Origin of the sequence: Pseudomonas putida (genome assembly GCF_005080685.1) — a bacterium.
Classification (GTDB): domain Bacteria; phylum Pseudomonadota; class Gammaproteobacteria; order Pseudomonadales; family Pseudomonadaceae; genus Aquipseudomonas; species Aquipseudomonas putida_V.
On the sequence record NZ_CP039371.1, the window covers coordinates 1211743 to 1232051 of the forward strand.

Annotated in this window: 17 protein-coding genes and 1 tRNA gene; 7 read left to right on the forward strand and 11 right to left on the reverse strand. The window is 63.0% G+C overall.

The features are described from left to right. Positions 1–8 precede the first annotated feature (8 nt). A complete protein-coding gene (locus E6B08_RS05910; protein WP_136913165.1) occupies positions 9–761 on the forward strand; it encodes a hypothetical protein in 753 nt (250 codons plus the stop codon). 211 nt (positions 762–972) lie between these two features. After that, positions 973–2151, forward strand: coding sequence for an integrase core domain-containing protein (locus tag E6B08_RS05915; protein ID WP_136913166.1), 1179 nt, complete (start codon positions 973–975; stop codon positions 2149–2151). Positions 2152–2916: 765 nt separating this feature from the next. On the opposite strand, the gene E6B08_RS05920 is transcribed toward E6B08_RS05915, so the two are convergent. The 4 genes from E6B08_RS05920 to bglX all read right to left on the reverse strand — a co-directional run bounded on the left by E6B08_RS05920 (position 2917) and on the right by bglX (position 9962). Then, positions 2917–4236, reverse strand: coding sequence for an MFS transporter (locus E6B08_RS05920; protein ID WP_136913167.1), 1320 nt, complete (start codon positions 4234–4236; stop codon positions 2917–2919). A gap of 265 nt (positions 4237–4501) precedes the next feature. After that, complete coding sequence (locus E6B08_RS05925; protein WP_136913168.1) at positions 4502–5836, reverse strand: sigma-54-dependent transcriptional regulator; 1335 nt, start codon at positions 5834–5836, stop codon at positions 4502–4504. Beyond that, positions 5830–7587, reverse strand: a complete 1758-nt coding sequence (locus tag E6B08_RS05930; protein WP_136913169.1) for a sensor histidine kinase — start codon at positions 7585–7587, stop codon at positions 5830–5832. Before E6B08_RS05930 ends, E6B08_RS05925 begins: the two co-directional genes overlap by 7 nt. 86 nt (positions 7588–7673) lie before the next feature. Further along, positions 7674–9962 (reverse strand): beta-glucosidase BglX, encoded by a 2289-nt coding sequence (gene bglX, locus E6B08_RS05935; protein ID WP_136913170.1) that lies wholly within the window; start codon positions 9960–9962, stop codon positions 7674–7676. Between the two features lie 262 nt (positions 9963–10224). Here bglX and E6B08_RS05940 point away from each other — a divergent pair, with 262 nt between their 5' ends. The 3 genes from E6B08_RS05940 to E6B08_RS05950 all read left to right on the forward strand — a co-directional run bounded on the left by E6B08_RS05940 (position 10225) and on the right by E6B08_RS05950 (position 12364). Further along, on the forward strand, positions 10225–11439 hold the full coding sequence (locus tag E6B08_RS05940; RefSeq protein WP_136913171.1) for a class I SAM-dependent methyltransferase: 1215 nt from the start codon (positions 10225–10227) through the stop codon (positions 11437–11439). Between the two features lie 146 nt (positions 11440–11585). Next, positions 11586–11861, forward strand: a complete 276-nt coding sequence (locus E6B08_RS31050) for a hypothetical protein (RefSeq protein ID WP_136913172.1) — start codon at positions 11586–11588, stop codon at positions 11859–11861. A 2-nt stretch (positions 11862–11863) separates the two neighbouring features. Further along, entirely contained in the window at positions 11864–12364 is a 501-nt protein-coding gene (locus tag E6B08_RS05950; RefSeq protein WP_136913173.1) for a helix-turn-helix transcriptional regulator, read from the forward strand. Between the two features lie 11 nt (positions 12365–12375). Here E6B08_RS05950 and E6B08_RS05955 read toward each other — a convergent pair whose 3' ends face one another. From E6B08_RS05955 to E6B08_RS05980, 6 genes are all read right to left on the reverse strand, one after another. Next, a complete protein-coding gene (locus tag E6B08_RS05955; RefSeq protein ID WP_136913174.1) occupies positions 12376–13386 on the reverse strand; it encodes a DUF4917 family protein in 1011 nt (336 codons plus the stop codon). Between the two features lie 108 nt (positions 13387–13494). Then, on the reverse strand, positions 13495–15192 hold the full coding sequence (locus tag E6B08_RS05960) for a SulP family inorganic anion transporter (protein ID WP_136913175.1): 1698 nt from the start codon (positions 15190–15192) through the stop codon (positions 13495–13497). 211 nt (positions 15193–15403) lie between these two features. Continuing rightward, positions 15404–15477: transfer RNA gene (locus E6B08_RS05965), tRNA-Gly, on the reverse strand. 111 nt (positions 15478–15588) lie between these two features. Then, positions 15589–16473, reverse strand: a complete 885-nt coding sequence (locus tag E6B08_RS05970) for an alpha/beta fold hydrolase (protein WP_136913176.1) — start codon at positions 16471–16473, stop codon at positions 15589–15591. 344 nt (positions 16474–16817) lie between these two features. Then, positions 16818–17510: a 16S rRNA pseudouridine(516) synthase gene (locus E6B08_RS05975; RefSeq protein WP_136913177.1), complete on the reverse strand. Its 693-nt coding sequence runs from the start codon at positions 17508–17510 to the stop codon at positions 16818–16820. Positions 17511–17541: 31 nt separating this feature from the next. Continuing rightward, positions 17542–17763 carry a cysteine-rich CWC family protein gene (locus E6B08_RS05980; RefSeq protein WP_136913178.1) on the reverse strand — a complete coding sequence of 74 codons (222 nt, stop codon included), beginning with the start codon at positions 17761–17763 and terminating at the stop codon, positions 17542–17544. 140 nt (positions 17764–17903) lie between these two features. Between E6B08_RS05980 and E6B08_RS05985 the strand changes: the two genes are divergently transcribed. Then, the gene (locus E6B08_RS05985) at positions 17904–18350 is read left to right on the forward strand and encodes a hypothetical protein (RefSeq protein ID WP_136913179.1); all 447 of its coding nucleotides are present in this window, start codon (positions 17904–17906) and stop codon (positions 18348–18350) included. A gap of 17 nt (positions 18351–18367) precedes the next feature. Here the strand turns inward: E6B08_RS05985 and E6B08_RS05990 are convergent, their stop codons facing one another. Then, entirely contained in the window at positions 18368–19474 is a 1107-nt protein-coding gene (locus E6B08_RS05990) for an enoyl-CoA hydratase/isomerase family protein (RefSeq protein ID WP_136913180.1), read from the reverse strand. Between the two features lie 127 nt (positions 19475–19601). Between E6B08_RS05990 and ung the strand changes: the two genes are divergently transcribed. Continuing rightward, entirely contained in the window at positions 19602–20294 is a 693-nt protein-coding gene (gene ung / locus E6B08_RS05995; RefSeq protein WP_136913181.1) for a uracil-DNA glycosylase, read from the forward strand. The last annotated feature ends 15 nt before the right edge of the window (positions 20295–20309 follow it).

Sequence of the window (20309 nt, forward strand, 5' to 3'; positions counted from 1 at the left end):
GGCAAACGATGAACAAACTTCCGCAAATCACGCTGGCCTTCTGGGTCATGAAGATCTGCGCCACCACCCTTGGCGAAACGGCCGGTGACCTGCTGTCGATGACGTTGAATGTCGGCTACGCGGTAAGCTCGATGCTGTTGATCGGCGTGTTCCTGCTGACCTTGCTCGGCCAGCTGTACTCACGGCGCTACCACCCCATGCTGTACTGGTTGGTGATCCTCTCCACTAGCACCGCGGGCACCACCATGTCGGATTTCATGGACCGCACCTTGGGCCTGGGCTATGCCGCCGGCTCGGCGCTCCTGATCGGCATCCTGCTGCTCACGTTCCTCGCTTGGCGCCTTAGCGGCAACCCGCTCGATGTCACTCGCATCAGCAACCGCAAGGGCGAGATCTTCTATTGGGTGGCGATCCTGTTCTCCAACACCCTGGGCACTGCGCTGGGTGACTACCTGGCGGATGACTCGGGCCTGGGCTTTGCCGGAGGTGCGTTGCTGATCGGCAGTGCCATCGCCCTGGTCGTCGTGGCCCGCTACTGGACGCGGATTTCCGGCGTGGTGCTGTTCTGGGTGGCCTTCGTGCTCACCCGTCCATTCGGCGCCACCCTGGGTGACTTCCTGACCAAGCCTCATGAGAAGGGGGGGCTGGATTTCGGTACCGTTGGCTCGTCTGCGGTGTTGGGTGGGGTACTGCTGGTGCTGGTGCTGATGGCGAGTTGGTACCAGCGGCGTGAACCGCGCCAGGCGTTGGAGATGTCTTGAGTTGGGGCTGGGGCCTTGGTATTGGGTGGCGGATCCGAGGGATGTAGTGGCGCTACTGGCCCCTTCCGCCTTTACGGCGGGCAACTTGTTTCTTGGAAAAAGTTGCTCAAAACCGCTTGCTGGTATGACTCACCCACATGGGTTACAAATCAGTTCACGCACATAGGTAACAGTTTTTAACTGGCAGGGTCGGTTTTTCGAGGATCTGACCATGCCTTGGCGAGAGCTGAAACCTATGGACATGAAAACGCTTTTCATCGCGGATTACCTGCAGGGTCCGCCTAGCTTCAGCGCCCTCTGCGAGGCCTACGAGATCAGTCGAAAGACCGGATACAAATGGGTCGAGCGGTACGAGAAAGAGGGCCCGGCGGGCCTGGAGGAGCGCAATCGTCGCCGGCTGACACAAGACTGGGTTGTACCCGTCGCCGTTCGCGAGGCCATCATCGAGCTGCGTGGTCAAGGCCAGACGGAGCCTGGACCCAAGAAGATCCAGGCAGCATTGCAGGCGCGTTTTCCCGACCAGGCGCCTCCCTCCAAGACCACGATCTACAACATCCTCAAGAAGGCCGAGCTGATCAAACCGCGACGCCTGCGTCAGCGTGTAGCGGTCTATCCCAAGCCATTGGAGAAAGCGGAGTCGCCCAATCAGCTATTCACTGCGGACTACAAAGGCCAGTTTCTGACAGGAGCAGGGGTCTGGTGCTATCCGTTGACGATCATGGATCACGCCAGTCGCTTCTTGCTTGCGTGCCACAGCATGGCCAACACGAACTTCCTGGAGACACAGGCTGTGTTCGCTGAGGTCTTTCGCGAAAACGGGCTACCTGAACGTATCCGAACCGATAACGGCGTGCCGTTTGCGAGTAAAGGACGCGCAGGCCTCTCCCAGCTGTCCATTTGGTGGCTGCGCCTGGGCATTATTCCTGAACGTATTGCGCCTGGCAGGCCGGAGCAAAATGGTCGGCACGAGCGTATGCACCGGACACTCAAAAGTACGCTTCCATCCCCGCCTGCAGTGGCTTGGGAGGCTCAACAGCGGCACTTCGACCGCTTTCGGCAACACTACAATTACGAGCGATTGCACGAAGCGCTGAAGCAGAAAACGCCGGCGTCCTGTTATCAGCCTTCGCCACGCCCGTTTCCGGAGCAACTACCCGAAATGACTTACCCCAGTCATATCGAGAGCCTGCAAGCTGATTGTAGTGGCATCGTCAACCGCCGGGGTTTGAGGATCTATGTAGGTTATGTGCTCAAGCACCAGACCATTGGGCTGGAGCGGGTCGGGGATGGGGTGTGGGATGTTATTTTCGGCCCAATCATTCTCGGCAGGGTCGATGAGCGAGAAGCCGATGATGGTTATGTAAGACTTCAGGTGTTGTCACCTATGTGAACGAACTTTTGTGTAACCCATGAGGGTGACCCGTACATGCTCCCACATACGGCCCCTACGCTGCGCTTCGGGGTTCCCTCGCTTCGGCGGCTTGCGGGCCCGCGCGGCCTACGACTTGCTGCGCAAGTCTACATCTCGCGCCTCCGGCTACGCCGGAGGGTGCTGCGCACCTGGCCCTCCAGCCGCCTACGCTCGGCCTCCTGAGGTCGCGGGTAGATCAAGATCAACAGCAAGATCAAGAGCAGATCAAAAGCTAGAGCAACGGCAGGCGAATCGCTGCGCTCTCGCGGTTCACCTATCGCTTTGTGTTGCAGCGACTAGCGCCGTCTGTCTATCGAAGATAACGCCAGTGCAGGCGCCGCCCCTAACTTTGCGACGTCAGGAGGCCGAGCGTAGGCGCCTGTAGGGCCAGGTGCGCAGCACCCTTCGGCGTAGCCGAAGGCGCGAGATGTAGACTTGCGGAGCAAGTCGTAGGCCGCGCGGGCCCGGAAGGCGCCGTAGCGAGGGGACCCGTAGCGCAGCGGAGGGCCGGATGCAGGAGCAAGCGGTTTTGCGTCCCTTTTTCCAAGAAAAAAGGGACCCGCCGTAAAGGCGGAAGGGGCCAGTAGCGCCGCTACACACAATGGATCAGCTCACGATCTAAATGCCAAGCCAAGCCAAGCCAAGCCAAGCCAAGCCAAGCCAACTCCCCCGACAATCCATGAACCACAAAAAAAGGGGCGCCGAATTTACCGGACGCCCCTTTCGACTGCGGTTACAACACGATCAGTCGGTATTGATCCGCGAGTGCTGCTTGGTGTCCTTCATGGTTGCATACACCAGCAACGAGCAAGCGATACCCGCAGTGACGTACCAATAGAAGCCGCTTTCCATGCCAGCGCTCTTGAACCACAGGGCCACGTACTCGGCAGTACCGCCGAAGATCGACACGGTCAGGGCGTAAGGCAGGCCGACACCCAGGGCGCGGATCTCGGTAGGGAACAGCTCGGCCTTGACCACCGCGTTGATCGAGGTGTAGCCGCTGACGATGATCAGTGCCGCCATGATCAGGAAGAATGCGCCCCACCAGGTCTGAACGCTCTGCAGGGTGCTCAGGATCGGCACGGTGAACAGGGTGCCGAGCACGCCAAAGGCGATCAGAATCGGGCGTCGGCCGATCTTGTCGGACAGGCCGCCGACGATCGGTTGCAGGCACATGAACAGGAACAGCGTGGCCGCCGAAATGGTGGTCGAGTCGCTGATGCTCATGCCCACGCTGTTGACCAGGTACTTCTGCATGTAGGTGGTGTAGGTGTAGAAGGCCATGCAGCCGCCCATGGTCAGGCCGACCACGGTCAGCACTTCCTTGGGGTGGCGCATAAGAGTGCGCATCTGGCTTTCCTTGGCCTTTTCCTTCTTGGTGAAGGCGCTGGTTTCTTCCATGCCACGGCGCAGCCACAGGGCCACCACCGCGCACAGCGCGCCGATCACGAAGGGTACGCGCCAGCCCCAGGCATACAGTTCTTCGGTGGTCAGCACCTGCTGCAGGACGATCAGTACCGCCAAGGCGATGAGTTGGCCGGAGATCAGCGTCACGTACTGGAAACTGGCGAAGAAGCCACGGCGTTCCTTGGTGGCCATCTCGCTGAGATAGGTGGCCGAGGTGCCGTATTCACCGCCCACCGACAGGCCCTGCAACAGGCGTGCGACGACCAGCAGGATCGGCGCGGCGACGCCGATGGTTTCATAACCCGGGGTCAGGGCGATGACCAGCGAGCCTGCGCACATCAGCAGGACCGAGGCCATCAGCGCTGCCTTGCGGCCCTTGCGGTCGGCGTACAGGCCCATCAGCCAGCCACCGATCGGGCGCATGAGGAAGCCCACGGCGAAGATCGCGGCGGTGTTGAGCAGTTGTGCGGTGGTGTCGCCAGCGGGGAAGAATGCCTTGGCGAAATAGAGGGAAAATGCGGCGTAGACGTACCAGTCGTACCACTCGACCATGTTGCCGATCGAGCCACTGAAAATCGACTTGAGACGGCTGGAGGTGGTTTTTTCCGCAGCAGGCGCGAGGGCCGCCCCGGCTGGCAGGGTGGTGGCGTTATCCATCAGGGATACCTTCTCTTTTGTTGTTGTGGAGCGCGCCGAGGCGCAGCTTGCCAGGACACTTGCAGAAGGTGTGCCAAACGGGTGCGCCGTGATTCATTTGAGGGCATTACAGCTTCACCGCAGCCGTGAAAGCCCCATCGATACTGACGTGTAGCGCCGCCCTCTGTAGGAGGGGGCGTGCCCGCGAAGGGCTGCAAAGCAGCCCCATTTTCTGAAAGTAAGCGATCTTCCGCCTATTAAACCGATTCGATAAGCGGAAATCCGCCTATTCGCGTGGAAGAAAATCTTCCCGCACCAGCCCATGCCGCTGCATCTTCTCGTTCAGCGTGCGCCGCGGCAATTGCAGTGCTTCCATCACCGCCTTGATCTCGCCGCCGTGCTGGCGCAACGCCGTACGCAGGCACTGCGCCTCGAACGCTTCCATCTGCTCGGCCAACGCCGGCCCGGTCGGCGTCGCTGCGATGCTCGGAGCGCCGAGCCCCAGGGCATGGCGCTCCGCCGCATTGGCCAGTTCGCGGACATTGCCCGGCCATTCGTGCGCCAGCAGTTGCGCCAACTGCGGCCCCGACAGCGGCGGGGCGCTGCGGCCCAGCCGTTCGGCAGCCGCGCGGGCGAAGTGCTCGAACAGCAACGGGATGTCCTCGCGCCGTTCGCGCAATGGCGCCAGGCGCAGTTCGGCGACGTTCAGGCGATACGCCAGGTCCTCGCGAAAGCGCCCGGCACGGGCCTCCTCAAGCAGATCGGGCTTGGTTGCGGCAATGATGCGCAGGTCGACGCTGATGCTCTGGTTGGCCCCCAGCCGCTCCAACTTCTGCTCCTGGATCACCCGCAGCAGCTTGGCCTGCTGGGCCAGGGGCATGCTCTCGATTTCGTCGAGGAACAGCGTGCCGCCGTTGGCATACTCCAGCTTGCCGATGCGCTTGCCCTGGGCGCCGGTGAACGCGCCACTTTCATGGCCGAACAGCTCGGCCTCGAACAGCGCTTCGGGGATCGCCGCGCAATTGAGTGCGACGAAGGGCTTGTCGGCGCGCGGGCCGAAGTCGTGCAGGCAGCGCGCCACACGCTCCTTGCCGCTGCCGGTTTCGCCGCGAATCAGCACGTTGACCGGCAGGTTGGCAAGGTCCAGCACCTGCCGGCGCAACTGCTGCAGGCCTTCGGACATACCCAGCAGGGTGGCATCAAGGCGCGACTTGAAGTCGGCCTGTTCATGTAGCCGGCGGTTCTCCAGCACCAGCTGGCGTTTTTCCAGGGCGCGGCGCAGGCTGCCCAGCAGGTGTTGCGGCGTGAACGGTTTTTCCAGGAAGTCGTAGGCCCCGTTACGCATGGCCTCGACTGCCATCGGCACGTCGCCGTGGCCGGTGAGCAGGATCACCGGCAGGTCGGGGTCCTCGCCCTGCAGGCGTTCGAGCAATTGCAGTCCGTCCATGCCTGGCATGCGCACATCGCTGATCACCACCCCGGGAAAATGCCGGGGTAGCTTGGCCAGGCAGTCCTCGGCGCGGGCGAACAACTGCACGCTGAAGCCGGAAAGGCTCAGCCACTGTTCGACTGCGGCGCGGATGCTGGCTTCGTCGTCGACGACGATTACGGAATTCAACATTCAGGCTCCAGGTCTCGGGGCAGGGTCAGGCTCAGGCGGGCCCCGCCAGGCAGATTCTCGGCGTGCAACTGGCCACCGCTTTCGTGAACGATACCGTAGGAAATCGCCAGGCCAAGACCGAGCCCTTCACCCACGGGCTTGGTCGTGAAAAAGGGATCGAAGATCCGTGCCAGGTCCGCGTCGGGAATGCCGCCGCCCGTGTCGAGGACACTCAGACGCCACTGTGGCCCCTCTGGCTCGATGCGGATCTCCAGACGCTTGTAGCGCTTGTCGGCCATGGCGTCGAGGCTGTTGCGCAGCAGGTTGATCAATACCTGTTCAAGGCGGATGGCGTCGCCGCGCACCCAGGCCGGACGCGCCAGGTACAGGGCCACCTCGACATTTTCACCACGGATCCGCGTTTCCAGCAGGTGCAGGGCCTGGTCGACCACCACCGCCAGGTCCAGGCGTTCGCGCAGGCCGACCGGGCTGTTGCGGGCGAAGGTCTTGAGGTGGCTGGTGAGCGCGGCCATGCGTGTGAGCATCTGCTCCAGCGGCTCCAGGGCCTGGCGCGCCTCTTCGTGGCGGCCATGGTCGAGCAGCAGGCGCAGGGTTTCGAGCTGCATGCGCTGGGTGGTCAGCGGCTGGTTGATTTCATGGGCCATGGCTGCCGACATCTGGCCCAGCGCAGCCAGCTTGGCCGATTGCACCAGGCCTTCCTGGGCGGTGCGCAACTCGCGGGTGCGCTCCTCGACCAGGCGCTTGAGCTCTTCGCGGCTGCGCCGGCGCAGACGAGCCAGGCGCAGGCGTTGGCTGACGAACAGTGCGGCGAAGACCAGGCTCAACCAGACCGCAGCGGCGCCGAGGGCCGCGTTGCGTCCGGCGGCTTCTACCTGGGGCTTGCGCAGCAAGTGCAAGGTCCAGGGTTCGCCTTCCAACGGCAAGCGCTCCCACAGGTATTCGGCGCTGCCTTCCGGGCCCTGGACGCGGCTGAGGTAGCTGTTGGCGGCGAAGCGGGTCAGTACCTGATGCTGCAATGGCACCAGGGGTTGCTTGTCGTACTGGCGGGTTTCGGCCAGCTCGGCACGGTCGCCACTGCCCAGCGGCTTGAGCTCACGGTAGCGCCAGCCGTCCTGATTGGCGATGAAAGTGATACCGCGGGCGTCGCTGACCAGCAGCACATCGCTGCCCTGGCGCCACTCGCGCTCCAGTTCCGGGAACTCCAGCTTGACCACCATGGCGCCGAGAAAACGACCCTGCTCGTCGCTGATGGCGTTGGCGAGAAAATACCCCGGTACGCCACTGGTGACGCCGACGGCGTAGAAACGGCCGCTGCCCAGGCTGCGGGCGGCCTTGAAATAGGGCCGGAAGGCATAGTTGGAGCCGACGTAGGTGGTCGGCAGTCGCCAGTTGCTGGCGGCGATCGCCAGGCCCGTGCTGTCGAGCAACTCGAGGGTGGAAGACTTGGCCGCGCCGTTGATGCGTTCGAGCTTGTGGTTGAGCGCATCGCGGGTGGTGTCGCTGACCGGCCCGCTCAATGCTTCGATCAGTTGTGGGTCCAGCGCCAGTACGGCGGGCAGCGCCCGGTAGCGGTCGATCAGGGTTTGCAGGGCGTTGGCGTACAACACCAATTGCTGGCTGGCGCGCAGTGCATCGTCCTCCATCGCCTGGCGCTTGGCCTGATGCATGGCCCAGCCGGCGCTCAGGGCGGTGCCGACCAGGATCAGCAGGATGATCAGCCCCAGGCGCAGGGCGCGAAAGGAAAACGGCATTGGGCGCGGTCCAGATTGGGGGTATCGGGGCCGGCCCTTTCGCGGCGCTCAGACGTCTCGAAGGGGCCGTTACAGACCAGCATCGGTTATTGCAGTTCGAAACTCGCCTGCTGCACCGTCTCGGAATCGAGCCCGACCTGGACATTGAACTCGCCAGGTTCGGCCACTCGCTGTAGCTGGGCATTGTAGAACTTCAGGTCGTCCTCGCTGAGCTTGAAGCTCAGGGTGCGCGACTCGCCTGCCTTGAGCATCACTTTCTGGAAGTGCTTGAGTTCCTTCACTGGGCGGCTCATCGAGGCAGAGACATCCTGCAAGTAGAGTTGCACCACGGTCTCGCCATCACGCTTGCCGGTGTTCTTCACCGTGACCCTGGCCTCCAGTGCGCCGCCACGCTTGAGCTCCTTGGCCGAGAGGCTCAATCCCGACAGTTCGAAGGTGCTGTAGCTCAGGCCGTAGCCAAACGGATAGAGCGGACCATTCGGTTCTTCGAAGTACTGTGAGGTGTAGTTACCCGGTTTGCCTGGCGTGAACGGCCGGCCAATGCGGGTGTGGTTGTAGTACATCGGGATTTGCCCGACCGATCGCGGGAAAGTGATGGCCAGCTTGCCCGATGGGTTGTAGTCACCGAACAGCACGTCGGCGATGGCGTTGCCGCCTTCGGTACCGGCGAACCAGGTCTCCAGGATGGCATCGGCTTGTTCGCGTTCCCAGCCGATCGACAGGGGACGGCCGTTCATCAGCACCAGCACCAGTGGCTTGCCGGTGGCTTTCAGGGCCTTGATCAGCTCACGCTGGACGGCCGGGATCTGCAGGGTGGTGCGGCTCGACGACTCGTGGGACATGCCACGCGATTCGCCGACCACGGCGACCACCACGTCGGACTGCTTGGCGGCCTTGACCGCTTCGTCGATCAGCACGGCGGCAGGGCGCGGGTCGTCGACGATTTCCGGCGCATCGAAGTTGAGGAAGTTCAGGTAGTCGAGGATGGCCTTGTCGCCGGTGACGTTGGAGCCCTTGGCATAGACCAGCTTGGCCTTGCCCTCCAGGGCTCGGCGCAGGCCTTCGCGGACGGTGACCGAATGTTGTGGCTTACCGTCGGCCGCCCAGCTCCCCATCATGTCGATGGGCGCATCGGCCAGCGGCCCGACCAGGGCGATGCTGCCGGCTTTCTTCAGTGGCAGGGTCTGCTTGTGGTTTTCCAGCAGCACCAGGCTGCGCCGCGCCACGTCGCGGGCGGCGTCGCGGTGCAGGCGCTCGTCGCCGTAGTAGTCCTTGAGGTCGGTCTCGGCCTTGCCGATGCGCACGTACGGGTCCTTGAACAGGCCCATGTCGTACTTGGCGCCCAGCACCTCGCGTACCGCCTGGTCCAGCTCGGCCTGGGAGACTTCGCCGGATTTCAGCAGCCCCGGCAGTTCCTGACCGTAGAGGGTGTCGTTCATGCTCATGTCGATGCCGGCCTTGATCGCCAGCTTGGCGGCCTCGCGGCCATCCCGGGCCACGCCGTGGCGGATCAGCTCCTGGATGGCGCCGTGGTCGCTGATGGTCACGCCCTTGAAGCCCCACTGCTTGCGCAGCAGATCGTTCATCAGCCAGGTATTGGAAGTGGCCGGCACGCCATTGATCGAGTTGAGCGCCACCATCACGCCGCCGGCACCAGCGTCGAGCGCGGCGCGGTAGGGTGGCAGGTAGTCGTTGTACATCTTCGGCAGGCTCATATCGACCGTGTTGTAGTCGCGCCCGCCCTCCACCGCGCCGTACAGGGCGAAGTGCTTGACGATGGCCATGATGCTGTCGGGGTTGGCCGGGCTGCTGCCCTGGAACGAACGGACCATCACCTGGCCGATCTTCGAGGTCAGGTAGGTATCTTCGCCGAAACCTTCGCTGGTGCGTCCCCAGCGTGGGTCACGGGCGATGTCGACCATCGGCGCGAAGGTCATGTCCAGCGCATCGGCGGAGGCCTCGATGGCCGAGGTGCGGCCGACCTTGGCGATGGCGTCCATGTCCCAGGTGGCAGCCAGGCCCAGGCCGATCGGGAAGATGGTGCGTTCGCCGTGGACGGTGTCGTAGGCGAAGAACATCGGGATCTTCAACCGGCTGCGCATGGCGGCATCCTGCATCGGCCGGTTCTCGGGCGCGGTGCGCGAGTTGAAGGTGCCGCCGATGCGGCCTGCGGCGATTTCCTCGCGGATCTTCTCGCGGGGCATTTCCGGGCCGATGCTGATCAGGCGCAACTGGCCGATCTTCTCGGCCTCGGTCATTTGCCCGATAAGGTGATCGATGAAAGCCTGCTTGTCTTGCAGGGGTGGGGCGGTGGGGGCGGCAAGGGCGGCCTGAGTGGCCAGGCCCATGGCCAGGCCCAGCAAAGACAATTTCATCGTGAATTCCGTGGTCGGGGCCTTGGCCGTATCCAGGTGGGGCTACGCGCGTGGGCGAAATGTTCAGGCGAATGTTGTTGTTCATGCCAGTGGCATGTCTGCCAGGCGGGGATTATGCCTGAATCCGTTAGTGTAGAACTTATCGGCATCAACCAGGTGGGATGCCACGCCCATCGCGAAAGCCTTCGCCTGGCCCGGCCGTCGACGTAGAATGCGCGGCATTGCGCCCCGCGCTCCCCGCTATTCGAGGCACCCGCTTTCCATGTCCGCCCCAACTTCCGCTTCCACCACGCCGGATGCGCGTGCCCAATTCCTCGACCAGCTCGGCGTTGCCCTGCACGGCAACACCTTGGTCAAACTGGTGCTGGCCCGCCCGGTGGGCGCCGACCAGACCCTGCAGCGCATCATCGCCAAGCCGCTGCAGGTCAAGGGCCAGCCTTGCCTGTCGCTGGTCTACCGTCACCAGACCCGCGACATCACCCGCAACCTGCCGCTGGACGAGGCCCAGTCGCTGGTCGCCGAGTTGCTGCCGGAAGGTTTTCGCAATGCCCACCTGTTCGATGCCGATGGCGAGTTGCAACTGACCTTCAGCAAGAAGGGCAAGCCGATGCTCCAGCGCCACGGCGCCCAGGCGCCGCGCGAGGCCGCAGCTGCGGTGGCACACGACCGAGAGAAGAAGCGCTACCTGACGCTATCGCGCCCGTTCCTGCGTGATCTGGGCGTGACCGATGCGCAAGGGGCGCTGATTCCTGCGATGTCGCGCAAGTGGAAGCAGATCAACAAGTTCATCGAAGTCTTCGACCATGCCCTTGCCAGCGCACCGATCCCTGCCGAGCAAGTGCTGCGCGTGGCCGACTTCGGTTCGGGCAAGGGCTACCTGACGTTCGCGATGCACGATTACCTGCGTGACACCCTGGGCCGCGAGGCCGAGGTGACCGGCGTGGAACTGCGCCAGGACATGGTCGACCTGTGCAACGCCGCTGCCGCACGCCTGGACCATCCAGGGCTGGAATTCCAATGCGGCGACGTGCGCAGCGTGGTGCCGGAGGCCATCGAGGTGATGATCGCCCTGCACGCCTGTGACGTCGCCACCGACTATGCCATCCACACCGGCATCCGCTGCAATGCCGCGATCATCATGTGTTCGCCGTGCTGCCACAAGCAGATCCGCCCCCAGTTGCACAGCCCCGGTCTGCTGCAGCCGATGCTGCAATACGGGCTGCACCTGGGCCAACAGGCCGAGATGCTCACCGACAGCCTGCGCGCGCTGTACCTGGAGGCTTGCGGTTACGAGACCAAGGTGTTCGAGTTCATCTCGCTGGAGCACACCAACAAGAACAAGATGATTCTTGCGGTGAAGCGGCGTCAGCCAGTGGATAGCCAGGTGCTGTTGGCGAAGATTGCCCAGCTGAAGGCGTTTTATGGTGTGCAGGAGCATTGCTTGGAGACGTTGTTGCGGGGCGATGGATTGATCTGATCCTGAATTTCCGTGGGAACCTTCCGATGGCGCTCCAATGGCGGTGGCAGTAGCAACAAGGCTCTGTAGTGTGTCTTCACCGCTCGAACTGCACGAAGTTGTCATTTGACAACCTTGTGGCTATGAGCCCACACTGGAGAAAGCTGATGTCACGCCCCAGTCATGCCGCGAAAGAGGTCGAACGAGCCCTCAGGCACGCTGAGTCACAAGGATGGAAAGTCGTGGCGGGAGGAGGGCACTGTTGGGGAAAGATGTATTGCCCCTACAACGATGCCGATTGTCGATGCGGTGAGTTTTGCATCACCAGTATCTGGAGCACTCCAAAAAATCCCGGAAACTTCGCTCGTCAGTTGAAGCGAATCGTGAGTAATTGCACCCGTGGCCCAGTTATCGAGATATCGGCGGCCGGTGAGGAGAAGTAGCAATGGAATACGAATTCACCCTCAAGTACCAACTTCCGGAAGATGAAAACGTCGACGTATTGCTCGAGCGGCTCGCTGAAGCAGGCTGTGACGATGCAGTGATCGGTATTGGCCAACCAGGTCGCCTGGCGCTAGCTTTCGCGCGTGAATCCCGCTCGGCCAGAGAAGCCATCGAAAGTGCTTTGAATGACGTGCGAACGGCTGTGCCCAGCGCTCGGTTGATCGAAGCGACACCTGATCTGGTCGGGCTTACCGACGTCGCGGAAATGATTGGCGTATCGCGTCAGAACATGCGCAAGTTGATGCTCTCACATATGCACAGCTTCCCGGCGCCCATCCATGAAGGCAGCGTATCGCTGTGGCATCTAGCGGATGTATTGGCCTGGCTACACGCGCGAGGAACCTACTCCATCGGCCAGGAGATCATGGAACTGGCACGAGTCGCCATGTCGGTCAATGTCTCCCGTGCCCATGAGCGTGTCTTTGGGGGCGCCAGCCAGTAAACCGAAGCGGCTCAGCGGTGCGCCTTGGGCGCCTCGATAGCGAGCTCCGCGGCGCCCAGCGGATGCGTGCTGGCGTCGAAGAAGTGCAGGGTGGTTGTCGGCAGGTCACCGAAGCGGTCGATGAAATGCTGCTTCTGGTTGATCACCGACGCTTCGCTCAATGGCCGGATGGCGATTGAAAGATGCTTCGGTCGTGCCTCGCGGATCGCATCGAGCAGGTGCTGGTCGCTGCTGTCCAGATGCTGACCGAACAGGCATAGACCTTGGCTTTCCTGTGCCAGTTGACCGAGGCACCAGGTGAGGTAGTCGGAGCTGCGGATGGCGCGCAGTTTTTCCTCGCTGCGTTCTTCGTTGACGAACAATGGCACTTCACCCGGAATGTTCACGGCAAACCCGTCCAGCAGTTCGCCGGCTTCGGCACTGCGCTGGCGCGTGCTGCCGTCGGGCAGCTTGAGCAGGTGCAGGCCGCCGTGCAGGTGCAGGACGCGGGTGCCCTCGCTGCGCGTGCGGCGCACGTCGAAGAAACCCTGCTCGTCGAACAGCGTGGCAAAGCCTTGCGCAGCGTGTTGCATGGCCCAGGGCAGGATCAGGTCATAGTTGCTGGTGTACACGCTGCGGTAGCCATGCAAGGCCTGGTTGATCGCCGCCAGGCTGGTGGCAGGCATCAGCGGCCACGGCAGGTGCACCGTACGCACGGCATGGATCAGCGCTTCCTTGATCGAGTAATAGCGGTTCAGCGGCGCGGTTGAGTTGATGGCCAGCGCGGCGTTGGCCCTTACCGTGTGGTTGAGCGTGCTCAACAGCGGCTCGAACAGCTCGCTGCCCAAGGACTTGAACAACGCCTGGTCACTGACCCCCAGGCCTTTCTTGCGACCAGCGCGCTGGGCCTCTTCGAACAGCGAGAAATAGCCAAACGGCTTCCATAGCGCGCGGCTGGCGCCATTGCCGAGCAGCAGGGCGTCGCAGGGGTGGCGCTGGTTGAGTTCTGGCCAAGGGGCAAGTCGGGCGTCGAGAGCTGGCATGCGCGGTCCATTCGGCAAAGCGGGAAACGGCGGGGACTTTAGCACGCCGTGCGAGGCTGCACCCTGCAAAAGCTTGTCTCATTCGATCTGTGAAGTCGTCCATTTTTGCTAGACAGAGGTCTCCTGCCGTTGCCGATTCCGCCACACGCGATACGCCCGTATCCCCGCTCGTACCGAACCGAACAGCAGCTTGTCTTCCATCTCCCGGGCCATGCCCGAGCGCACCAGCATGCGCAGGAAGGTCCCGCGAGCGCGGGCGATGGCGAAGTGGATGCCCTGGGCGGCCAGGGTATCGCGCACTTCACGCAGTGCCGCGATGCCGCTGACATCGATGCTGGTGACAGCCTCGGCGTCGAACAGCACGGCCTTGGGCTCGTTTTCGTGCTGCATGGCCTCGAGCAGGCGCGTCTTGAAGTAGTCGGCGTTGAAGAACAGGATCGCGTCGTCGAAGCGGTACACCACAAGGCCTGGTACGGTGCGGGCGTCCTTGTGCCGGCGAATGTCGACCTGGCCCTCGGTGCCGGGGAGCCAGCCCAGTACCGCGTCGGTCGGCTGGTAGATCGTGTGCAACAGGCGCAGGATCGCCAGGGTCACGGCGAAGACGATACCGGGCAGTACACCCAGGCCCAGCACGCCGACCGTGGTCAGCAGGCACAGCCAGAACTCGAAGCGGCTCAGGCGCCTGATCAGCGGCAGCGACTTGACGTCGATCAGCCCCCAACCGGCCATCAGCAGCACGGCGCCCAGCGCTGCCTGGGGGATCCAGGCCATTGGCGCGGTGAAGAACAACAGGATCAAGGCGATGACCAGCGCGGCGATGATGCCCACCAACTGGCTCTTGCCGCCGACCATGTCGTTGACCGCAGTGCGCGAGTCGGCGCCGCTGATGGCGAAGCCTTGGGAAATGCCGGCAGCGAGGTTGCTCACGCCAAGAGCGACGAATTCGTGGTTGGCGTTGATCGCATAACCATGCCGTGCAGCGAAGCTGCGAGCGGTGAGCATGGCGCTGCAGAAACTCACCGTGGCGATCCCCAGGGCATCGCGCATCAGGCTTTTCATTTCCGCCAGGTTGGTCTGGGGCCAGGCCAGCTGGGGTATTCCCGCCGGCACCTTGCCGAGAATGGCGACACCGAAACGGTCCAGGCCGAACACGCCGGCCAACAGGGTGAACACCGCCACCGTGACCAGCGCGGCGGGTAGGCGAGGGTAGCGCCGTGGCAGCCAGATCAGCAGGGCCAGCCCGCCGAGGCCGATGGCCAGGCTCAACCAGTGGATTTCGTTCAGGCGCTGGAGAAAGTTGATCAGGCTGAGGATGAAACCGTCGCCCTCGATCTTGAACCCCACCACCTTGGACAATTGCCCGGCGATCAGGCTCAGGCCGATACCGTTGAGGTAGCCGATCAGGATCGGCCGCGAGAAGAAGCTGGCAATGAAGCCGGCACGGGCCACCCCGGCGGCAATCAGCATCACCCCGACCAGCACGGTGACGATGACCGCCAGCTCCGCGGTGCGCTGCACCTCGCCCATGGCCAGTGGCGCCACGGCGCCAGCGATCATCGCGCAGGTGGCGGCGTCGGGGCCGACCATCAACTGGCGCGAACTGCCCACCAGGGCGTAGATCATCATCGGCAGTACGCAGGCGTATAGGCCGTATTGCGGCGGCAGGCCGACGATCTGCGCATAGGCGATGGCGATGGGGATCTGGATCGCGGCGACCGATAGCCCGGCTTGGAGATCGGCGGAAAACCACTCGCGGCGATAGTGCAGCAGGTTGGCGAGGCCCGGGAGCCAGCGGGAAAGAAACATGGCAGTCCTTTCAGGATGTTTCGCGAATCCTTGAAGCATATTCGCCATTGGCCGTTTCGCTTGCAAGCCGACACGTGCGCTGCGCATTCAAGCGAAACGTGGGGGAGGGCGCCCTGGGCCAGGTCAACGAAAGGACAGAAACGAAAAAAGGAGCCGAGGCTCCTTTTGACAGCGATGACGTTGCTGGAACGCCATGCGGGGGAATGCGATGTGGAGCGGGTAGAGGGAATCGAACCCTCAACTAAAGCTTGGGAAGCTTTCGTTTTGCCACTAAACTATACCCGCTTGAACGGTCGACTTTGTACCAGAAACGGCCGGCAATTAGAAGCCCATGTTATAAAAAAGCGTGTCGGCGGCCTGTAGCCTGCGGGTCGAGACCCCAGGTCGCCGATGTGCTCAGATGGCCAGTGCATGCTGCTCCTGCGCGTGGTTGTAACGCGGTCGGTGCTCACGCGCGGTCGGCTTGAGGAAGCCGAGCAAGGCGTCGCGGGTGGCTTCACAGGCGGATTTGTGCTCCATGTCGAGGAAGTGCCCGGCATCGCGGATCACGCTGAAGTGGCTCTTGTCCACATGGCGGCCGAACTGCCGGGCATCGTCGACGGTGGTGTACTCGTCAAGGTCGCCGTTGATGAACAGCACCGGGATATCGATGTTGCGCGCCGCAGTCAGTGCCCGCTGCAGATCATGCTGCAGCACCTGGTTGATATGAAAATGCATCTGCGCGTATTCGTGGCTGTCCAGGCTGCTCACGTGGCGGTAGTTGAAGCGCTTGAACAGCGACGGCAGGTATTTGCCGATGGTGTCGTTGACCAGGTTGCCCACCTGGTACCGATCGCACGCGGCCAGGTACTGGCAACCGCGGTCGAGGTAGTCGCGCATCGGTTCGTTGATGATCGGCGAGAATGAGCTGACCACCGCCTTTTTCACCAGCCGAGGCTGGTGCGCCAGCGCCAGCAGGGTGCAGGCTCCGCCCCACGAGAACGACATCACGTGATCGGCATGGAAGTGCTCGATCAACTCCAGCAGGATGTAGGCCTCGGTCTCCTTGGTGATGAGCCGTTCCTGGCGATTGTGCGGCTTGGACTTGCCCGCATAGGGCTGGTCATAGAGCACGACGTTGAATTGCGGGTGCAGGTTGCGCACCGTCTGTGCAAACGAGGCCGTGGTAGCCAGCGAACCGTTGATCAGGATGATCGTCTTCTCGGCCGCATCCGCGCGATAGAACTCCGTGTAAACCCGATACTGACCTTGGATATCAAGTACAGCGATTTCTGGCCTCATGTCATCGACTCCTGGCGCAAAAAGGGTATTCGCGTCACCTAGGGTGCACGTGCTTTATGACAGGTAGGCATTTGCCTGAAGCTAAAACCCGGGGCCCTGTGTCGATCCTTGGCAGGCGTGTCGACGGTATTGTTGTTGGCGGGCAATCTGCCGTGCCCCAGGGCATCTGGGCCTTGGGTGGCCGGCAAAAAGGCGTCTTGGACTGCGAGAGTGACCAACGGGTCACATGCAGACCGACGAATTAGCAGTCAAGCAGCGAGGCGGTGTTCCCGCAAGGGCCGCTCAGGGAGAAATATGACCTGAACCGCCAAGCGGTCGTATGACGTCCGTACATCGCCTGGCCTTCAGACCGAGGCGACTTCCTCGGCGGTGAGCGAGCGAAACTCCCCAGGGGCCAGTGCCGGGTCAAGGTGGATCGCGCCCATGCTCTCGCGGTGCAGCCCCAGCACCTTGTTGTCGAAGAAACCGAACATGCGCTTGACCTGGTGATAGCGGCCTTCGACGATCGCCAGCCGCGCCTTGCGCGGGCCGAGGATATCCAGCTGGGCGGGCTGCGTGGTGAGGTTCTCGAAGGCGAAATACAGGCCTTGCTGGAACGTGGCGGCGTAGTGCGCGCCGATCTCGTCCTCGGTCTCGACCAGATAATGCTTGGGCAGTTTGGTCTGCGGTTGGGTCAGGCGCCGCGACCATTGGCCGTCGTTGGTCAGGATCAGCAGGCCGGTGGTGTTGTAGTCCAGGCGCCCGGCGATGTGCAGGTCTTCGCGCAGTGGGTGCGGCAACAGGTCGAGGACGGTGCGGTGTTGCGGGTCCTGGGTGGCGCTGACGCATCCGGTTGGCTTGTGCAGCATCAGGTAGCGCGCCGGGCGACCGGCCTGGATCACCTCGTCGTCCACCTCGACTCGGCTGAACTCGCGGACCTCGCTTTGCGGGTCGGCCACCCATTCGCCGTCCAGCCGCACACGGCGCTGCGCCAGCAACAGGCGCACTTGCTGGCGGTTGTAGCAGGGCAGATTGGCGAAGAAGCGGTCGAGGCGCATGGCAAGGTCGGTATCGATCGGGGGGCGCAGTCTATCGTGTCGGCGGCGTCACTTGTGCGGCCAATTGTTGCTCGACTGCGGCGCACGCCGGACAAAGGCAGGCACGGTCGCGCAGTTCGTCGGGAAGTGCCTGCAACACGGCGGGGTCGATGCTGACCGAGAAGCACCAGCAGGGCTGCGTGGCGGTGCGCGGATCGGCCAGGGTGCATCGGTTGAGAGCACCGCACGCGGGGCAGCGCAGGGGATCGTTCACGCTGTATCTACCTGTTTCAAATTATTGCACAAAGGGCACTGCACCTCGGCGCAGTTGTCTTAATCAATGCCGATGAGCGTGTGCTCGCCGGCGCTCGCCAACGCCGTTGGCCGGGCATCCCTGCGGTCCAGGAGGCCGCCATGTCCTATCGAATTCTACTGATCGCCCTGTTGGGCCTGATGACTTCCGCCTGCGCGCCCTATTATGGCGACGGAGGCTATTATCGCTCGGATACCTACTACAGCGGTGGGTATGTGAACCCCGGGTACTACCGCTATGACCGTTACTATGGAGCGCCGCAGCCTCGATATTACTATCAGCCCGCACCACGCTACTACCGGCCGGCACCCGCGCCGCATCACTATCAGGGCCACCCGCGGCCAGGCATGAACCAGTGGCATGGCAACCCGCGCAACGACTATGGCAATCGTCAGCGTCATGATTACGGACGTGACCGGGACCGTCACGATTACCGCAACAACAGCCAGCGCTACCAGAATGACCGCTGGCATTCCAGCGGCCGTGGTGACCGCGACCGCCGACCCGACGGCATGCGTGGCGAGCGCAACCGCAACTGGCAGCGCTAAGGCAAGAAGAGCCGCTGTCAGCCGAGGTCAGCCAATGGATGGCGCCCCTCCCAAGCCTTGGTGAAGTGCGCCTCGACCACCGCCGCCGGTACCTGTGACACGTCGGGCCAGTGCCAGCGCGGTTGGTTGTCCTTGTCCAGCAGGCGGGCACGTACCCCTTCGCTGAATTCCGGGTGGCGGCAGCAGTTCAGGCTCAAGGTGTATTCCATCTGGAACACCTGCGCCAATGACAGGTGCCGGGCGCGCCTGATCTGTTCCCACACCAGGTGCGCCGTCAGCGGGCAGCCCTCGTGCAGGCGCTGGCCCGCTTCGGCCAGCAGCGGGTCGCTGTGGTGCTTCAGGCTTTCCAGTGCGCGCCAGGCTGCCGCGGCGTCGGCGACATCCAGTAACTCATCGATCCTCTGCTTGCGCGGCAGCCATTGCGCCGCCGGCAGTTGGGCGCTGGCGCGATGCTGCTCGGCCTTGAGCAAGCTGTTCAACTGAAGGGCGGTCTGTTCCTGCCAGTTCAGTTGCAGCAGTTCCTCGATCAGGGCGTCTTGCTGTTGGTCACCCAAGAAGCGGTCGGCCAGGCCCAGGTCCAATGCGTCGCGAGCATTGATTGGGGCGCCGGTCAGGCCGAGAAATAGCCCGAGCTTGCCGGGCAGCCGGGCGAGGAACCAGCTGGCGCCCACATCCGGATACAGCCCGATGCTAATCTCCGGCATCGCCAGCCGGCTGCTGGGCGTGACGATACGCACGCAGGCCCCTTGCAAGAGCCCCATGCCGCCGCCGAGCACATGCCCATGGCCCCAGCACAGCAGCGGCTTTGGGTAGGTGTGCAGGGCGTAGTCGAGGCGGTATTCGGCGGCGAAGAAACTGGCAGCCAGTGGCGGCACGCTGCCTGGGTGATCGCGACAGGCCTGGGCCAGGGCGCGGACGTCACCGCCGGCGCAGAACGCCTTGGCGCCGTTGCCCCGCAGCAGCACGCAGACGATGCCGGGGTCACGGGCCCATTCGTGCAGTTGTTCGCCGAGCCGTTCGATCATCGGCAGATTAAGGGCGTTGAGCGCCTTGGGCGCATCCAGGGTGGCGATGCCGATACGAGCGCCATCGACACCGGTGAGTACCTCGCAGTGAATGGACATGGACTACCTCGCGCAAGTCATCTCCCCAGTATGGCTTGCCACGCCGATCATGCCGGTCGTCGGTCGGATCGATTGACAAGCAGGGGCCGCGTTACCTAGTGTCGCGCCATTGTTTACGGATGGCTCCATGACTGACGACGATCGCATCAAACTCGAACCGAGCTGGAAGGCCGCCTTGCGTGGCGAGTTCGACCAACCCTACATGCATCAGCTGCGCGAGTTCCTGCGCCAGGAGCACGCTGCCGGCAAGGAGATCTATCCGCCAGGGCCGTTGATATTCAACGCGCTCAACTCCACGCCGCTGCACGACGTGAAGGTGGTGATCCTCGGCCAGGACCCCTACCACGGCCCCGGCCAGGCCCATGGCCTGTGCTTCTCGGTGCAACCAGGCATCGCCACGCCACCTTCGCTGGTGAACATCTACAAGGAACTGCAGCGCGACCTGAACATACCCATCCCCAACCATGGTTGCCTGCAAAGCTGGGCCGACCAGGGCGTGCTGCTGCTGAACACGACGATGACCGTGGAACGGGCCAATGCCGCGTCGCATGCCAAGCGCGGCTGGGAGTTCTTCACCGACCGGATCATCCAGGTGGTCAGCGAGCAATGCCCGAACGTGGTGTTCCTGCTGTGGGGCTCGCATGCCCAGAGCAAGCAGAAGCTGATCGATGGCACCAAGCACCTGGTGCTCAAATCGGTGCACCCGTCGCCGCTGTCGGCGTATCGAGGGTTCCTTGGCTGCGGGCATTTCAGCAGGGCCAATGGGTTTCTCGAGCAGCGGGGGTTGGCGCCGATCAATTGGGCGTTGCCGCCGTTGTAGTTCGCGGTGGCCTTT

Excerpts from the sequence above, each read along its gene's own strand:
- bglX (WP_136913170.1), bottom strand. The coding sequence starts at position 9,962 with ATGAAATTGTCTTTGCTGGGCCTGGCCATGGGCCTGGCCACTCAGGCC.
- E6B08_RS05960 (WP_136913175.1), bottom strand. The coding sequence starts at position 15,192 with ATGTTTCTTTCCCGCTGGCTCCCGGGCCTCGCCAACCTGCTGCACTAT.
- E6B08_RS31050 (WP_136913172.1), top strand. The coding sequence starts at position 11,586 with ATGTCACGCCCCAGTCATGCCGCGAAAGAGGTCGAACGAGCCCTCAGG.
- E6B08_RS05925 (WP_136913168.1), bottom strand. The coding sequence starts at position 5,836 with ATGTTGAATTCCGTAATCGTCGTCGACGACGAAGCCAGCATCCGCGCC.
- E6B08_RS05940 (WP_136913171.1), top strand. The coding sequence starts at position 10,225 with ATGTCCGCCCCAACTTCCGCTTCCACCACGCCGGATGCGCGTGCCCAA.
- E6B08_RS05975 (WP_136913177.1), bottom strand. The coding sequence starts at position 17,510 with ATGCGCCTCGACCGCTTCTTCGCCAATCTGCCCTGCTACAACCGCCAG.
- ung (WP_136913181.1), top strand. The coding sequence starts at position 19,602 with ATGACTGACGACGATCGCATCAAACTCGAACCGAGCTGGAAGGCCGCC.
- E6B08_RS05955 (WP_136913174.1), bottom strand. The coding sequence starts at position 13,386 with ATGCCAGCTCTCGACGCCCGACTTGCCCCTTGGCCAGAACTCAACCAG.
- E6B08_RS05985 (WP_136913179.1), top strand. The coding sequence starts at position 17,904 with ATGTCCTATCGAATTCTACTGATCGCCCTGTTGGGCCTGATGACTTCC.
- E6B08_RS05950 (WP_136913173.1), top strand. The coding sequence starts at position 11,864 with ATGGAATACGAATTCACCCTCAAGTACCAACTTCCGGAAGATGAAAAC.
- E6B08_RS05990 (WP_136913180.1), bottom strand. The coding sequence starts at position 19,474 with ATGTCCATTCACTGCGAGGTACTCACCGGTGTCGATGGCGCTCGTATC.
- E6B08_RS05910 (WP_136913165.1), top strand. The coding sequence starts at position 9 with ATGAACAAACTTCCGCAAATCACGCTGGCCTTCTGGGTCATGAAGATC.
- E6B08_RS05920 (WP_136913167.1), bottom strand. The coding sequence starts at position 4,236 with ATGGATAACGCCACCACCCTGCCAGCCGGGGCGGCCCTCGCGCCTGCT.
- E6B08_RS05915 (WP_136913166.1), top strand. The coding sequence starts at position 973 with ATGCCTTGGCGAGAGCTGAAACCTATGGACATGAAAACGCTTTTCATC.
- E6B08_RS05930 (WP_136913169.1), bottom strand. The coding sequence starts at position 7,587 with ATGCCGTTTTCCTTTCGCGCCCTGCGCCTGGGGCTGATCATCCTGCTG.
- E6B08_RS05970 (WP_136913176.1), bottom strand. The coding sequence starts at position 16,473 with ATGAGGCCAGAAATCGCTGTACTTGATATCCAAGGTCAGTATCGGGTT.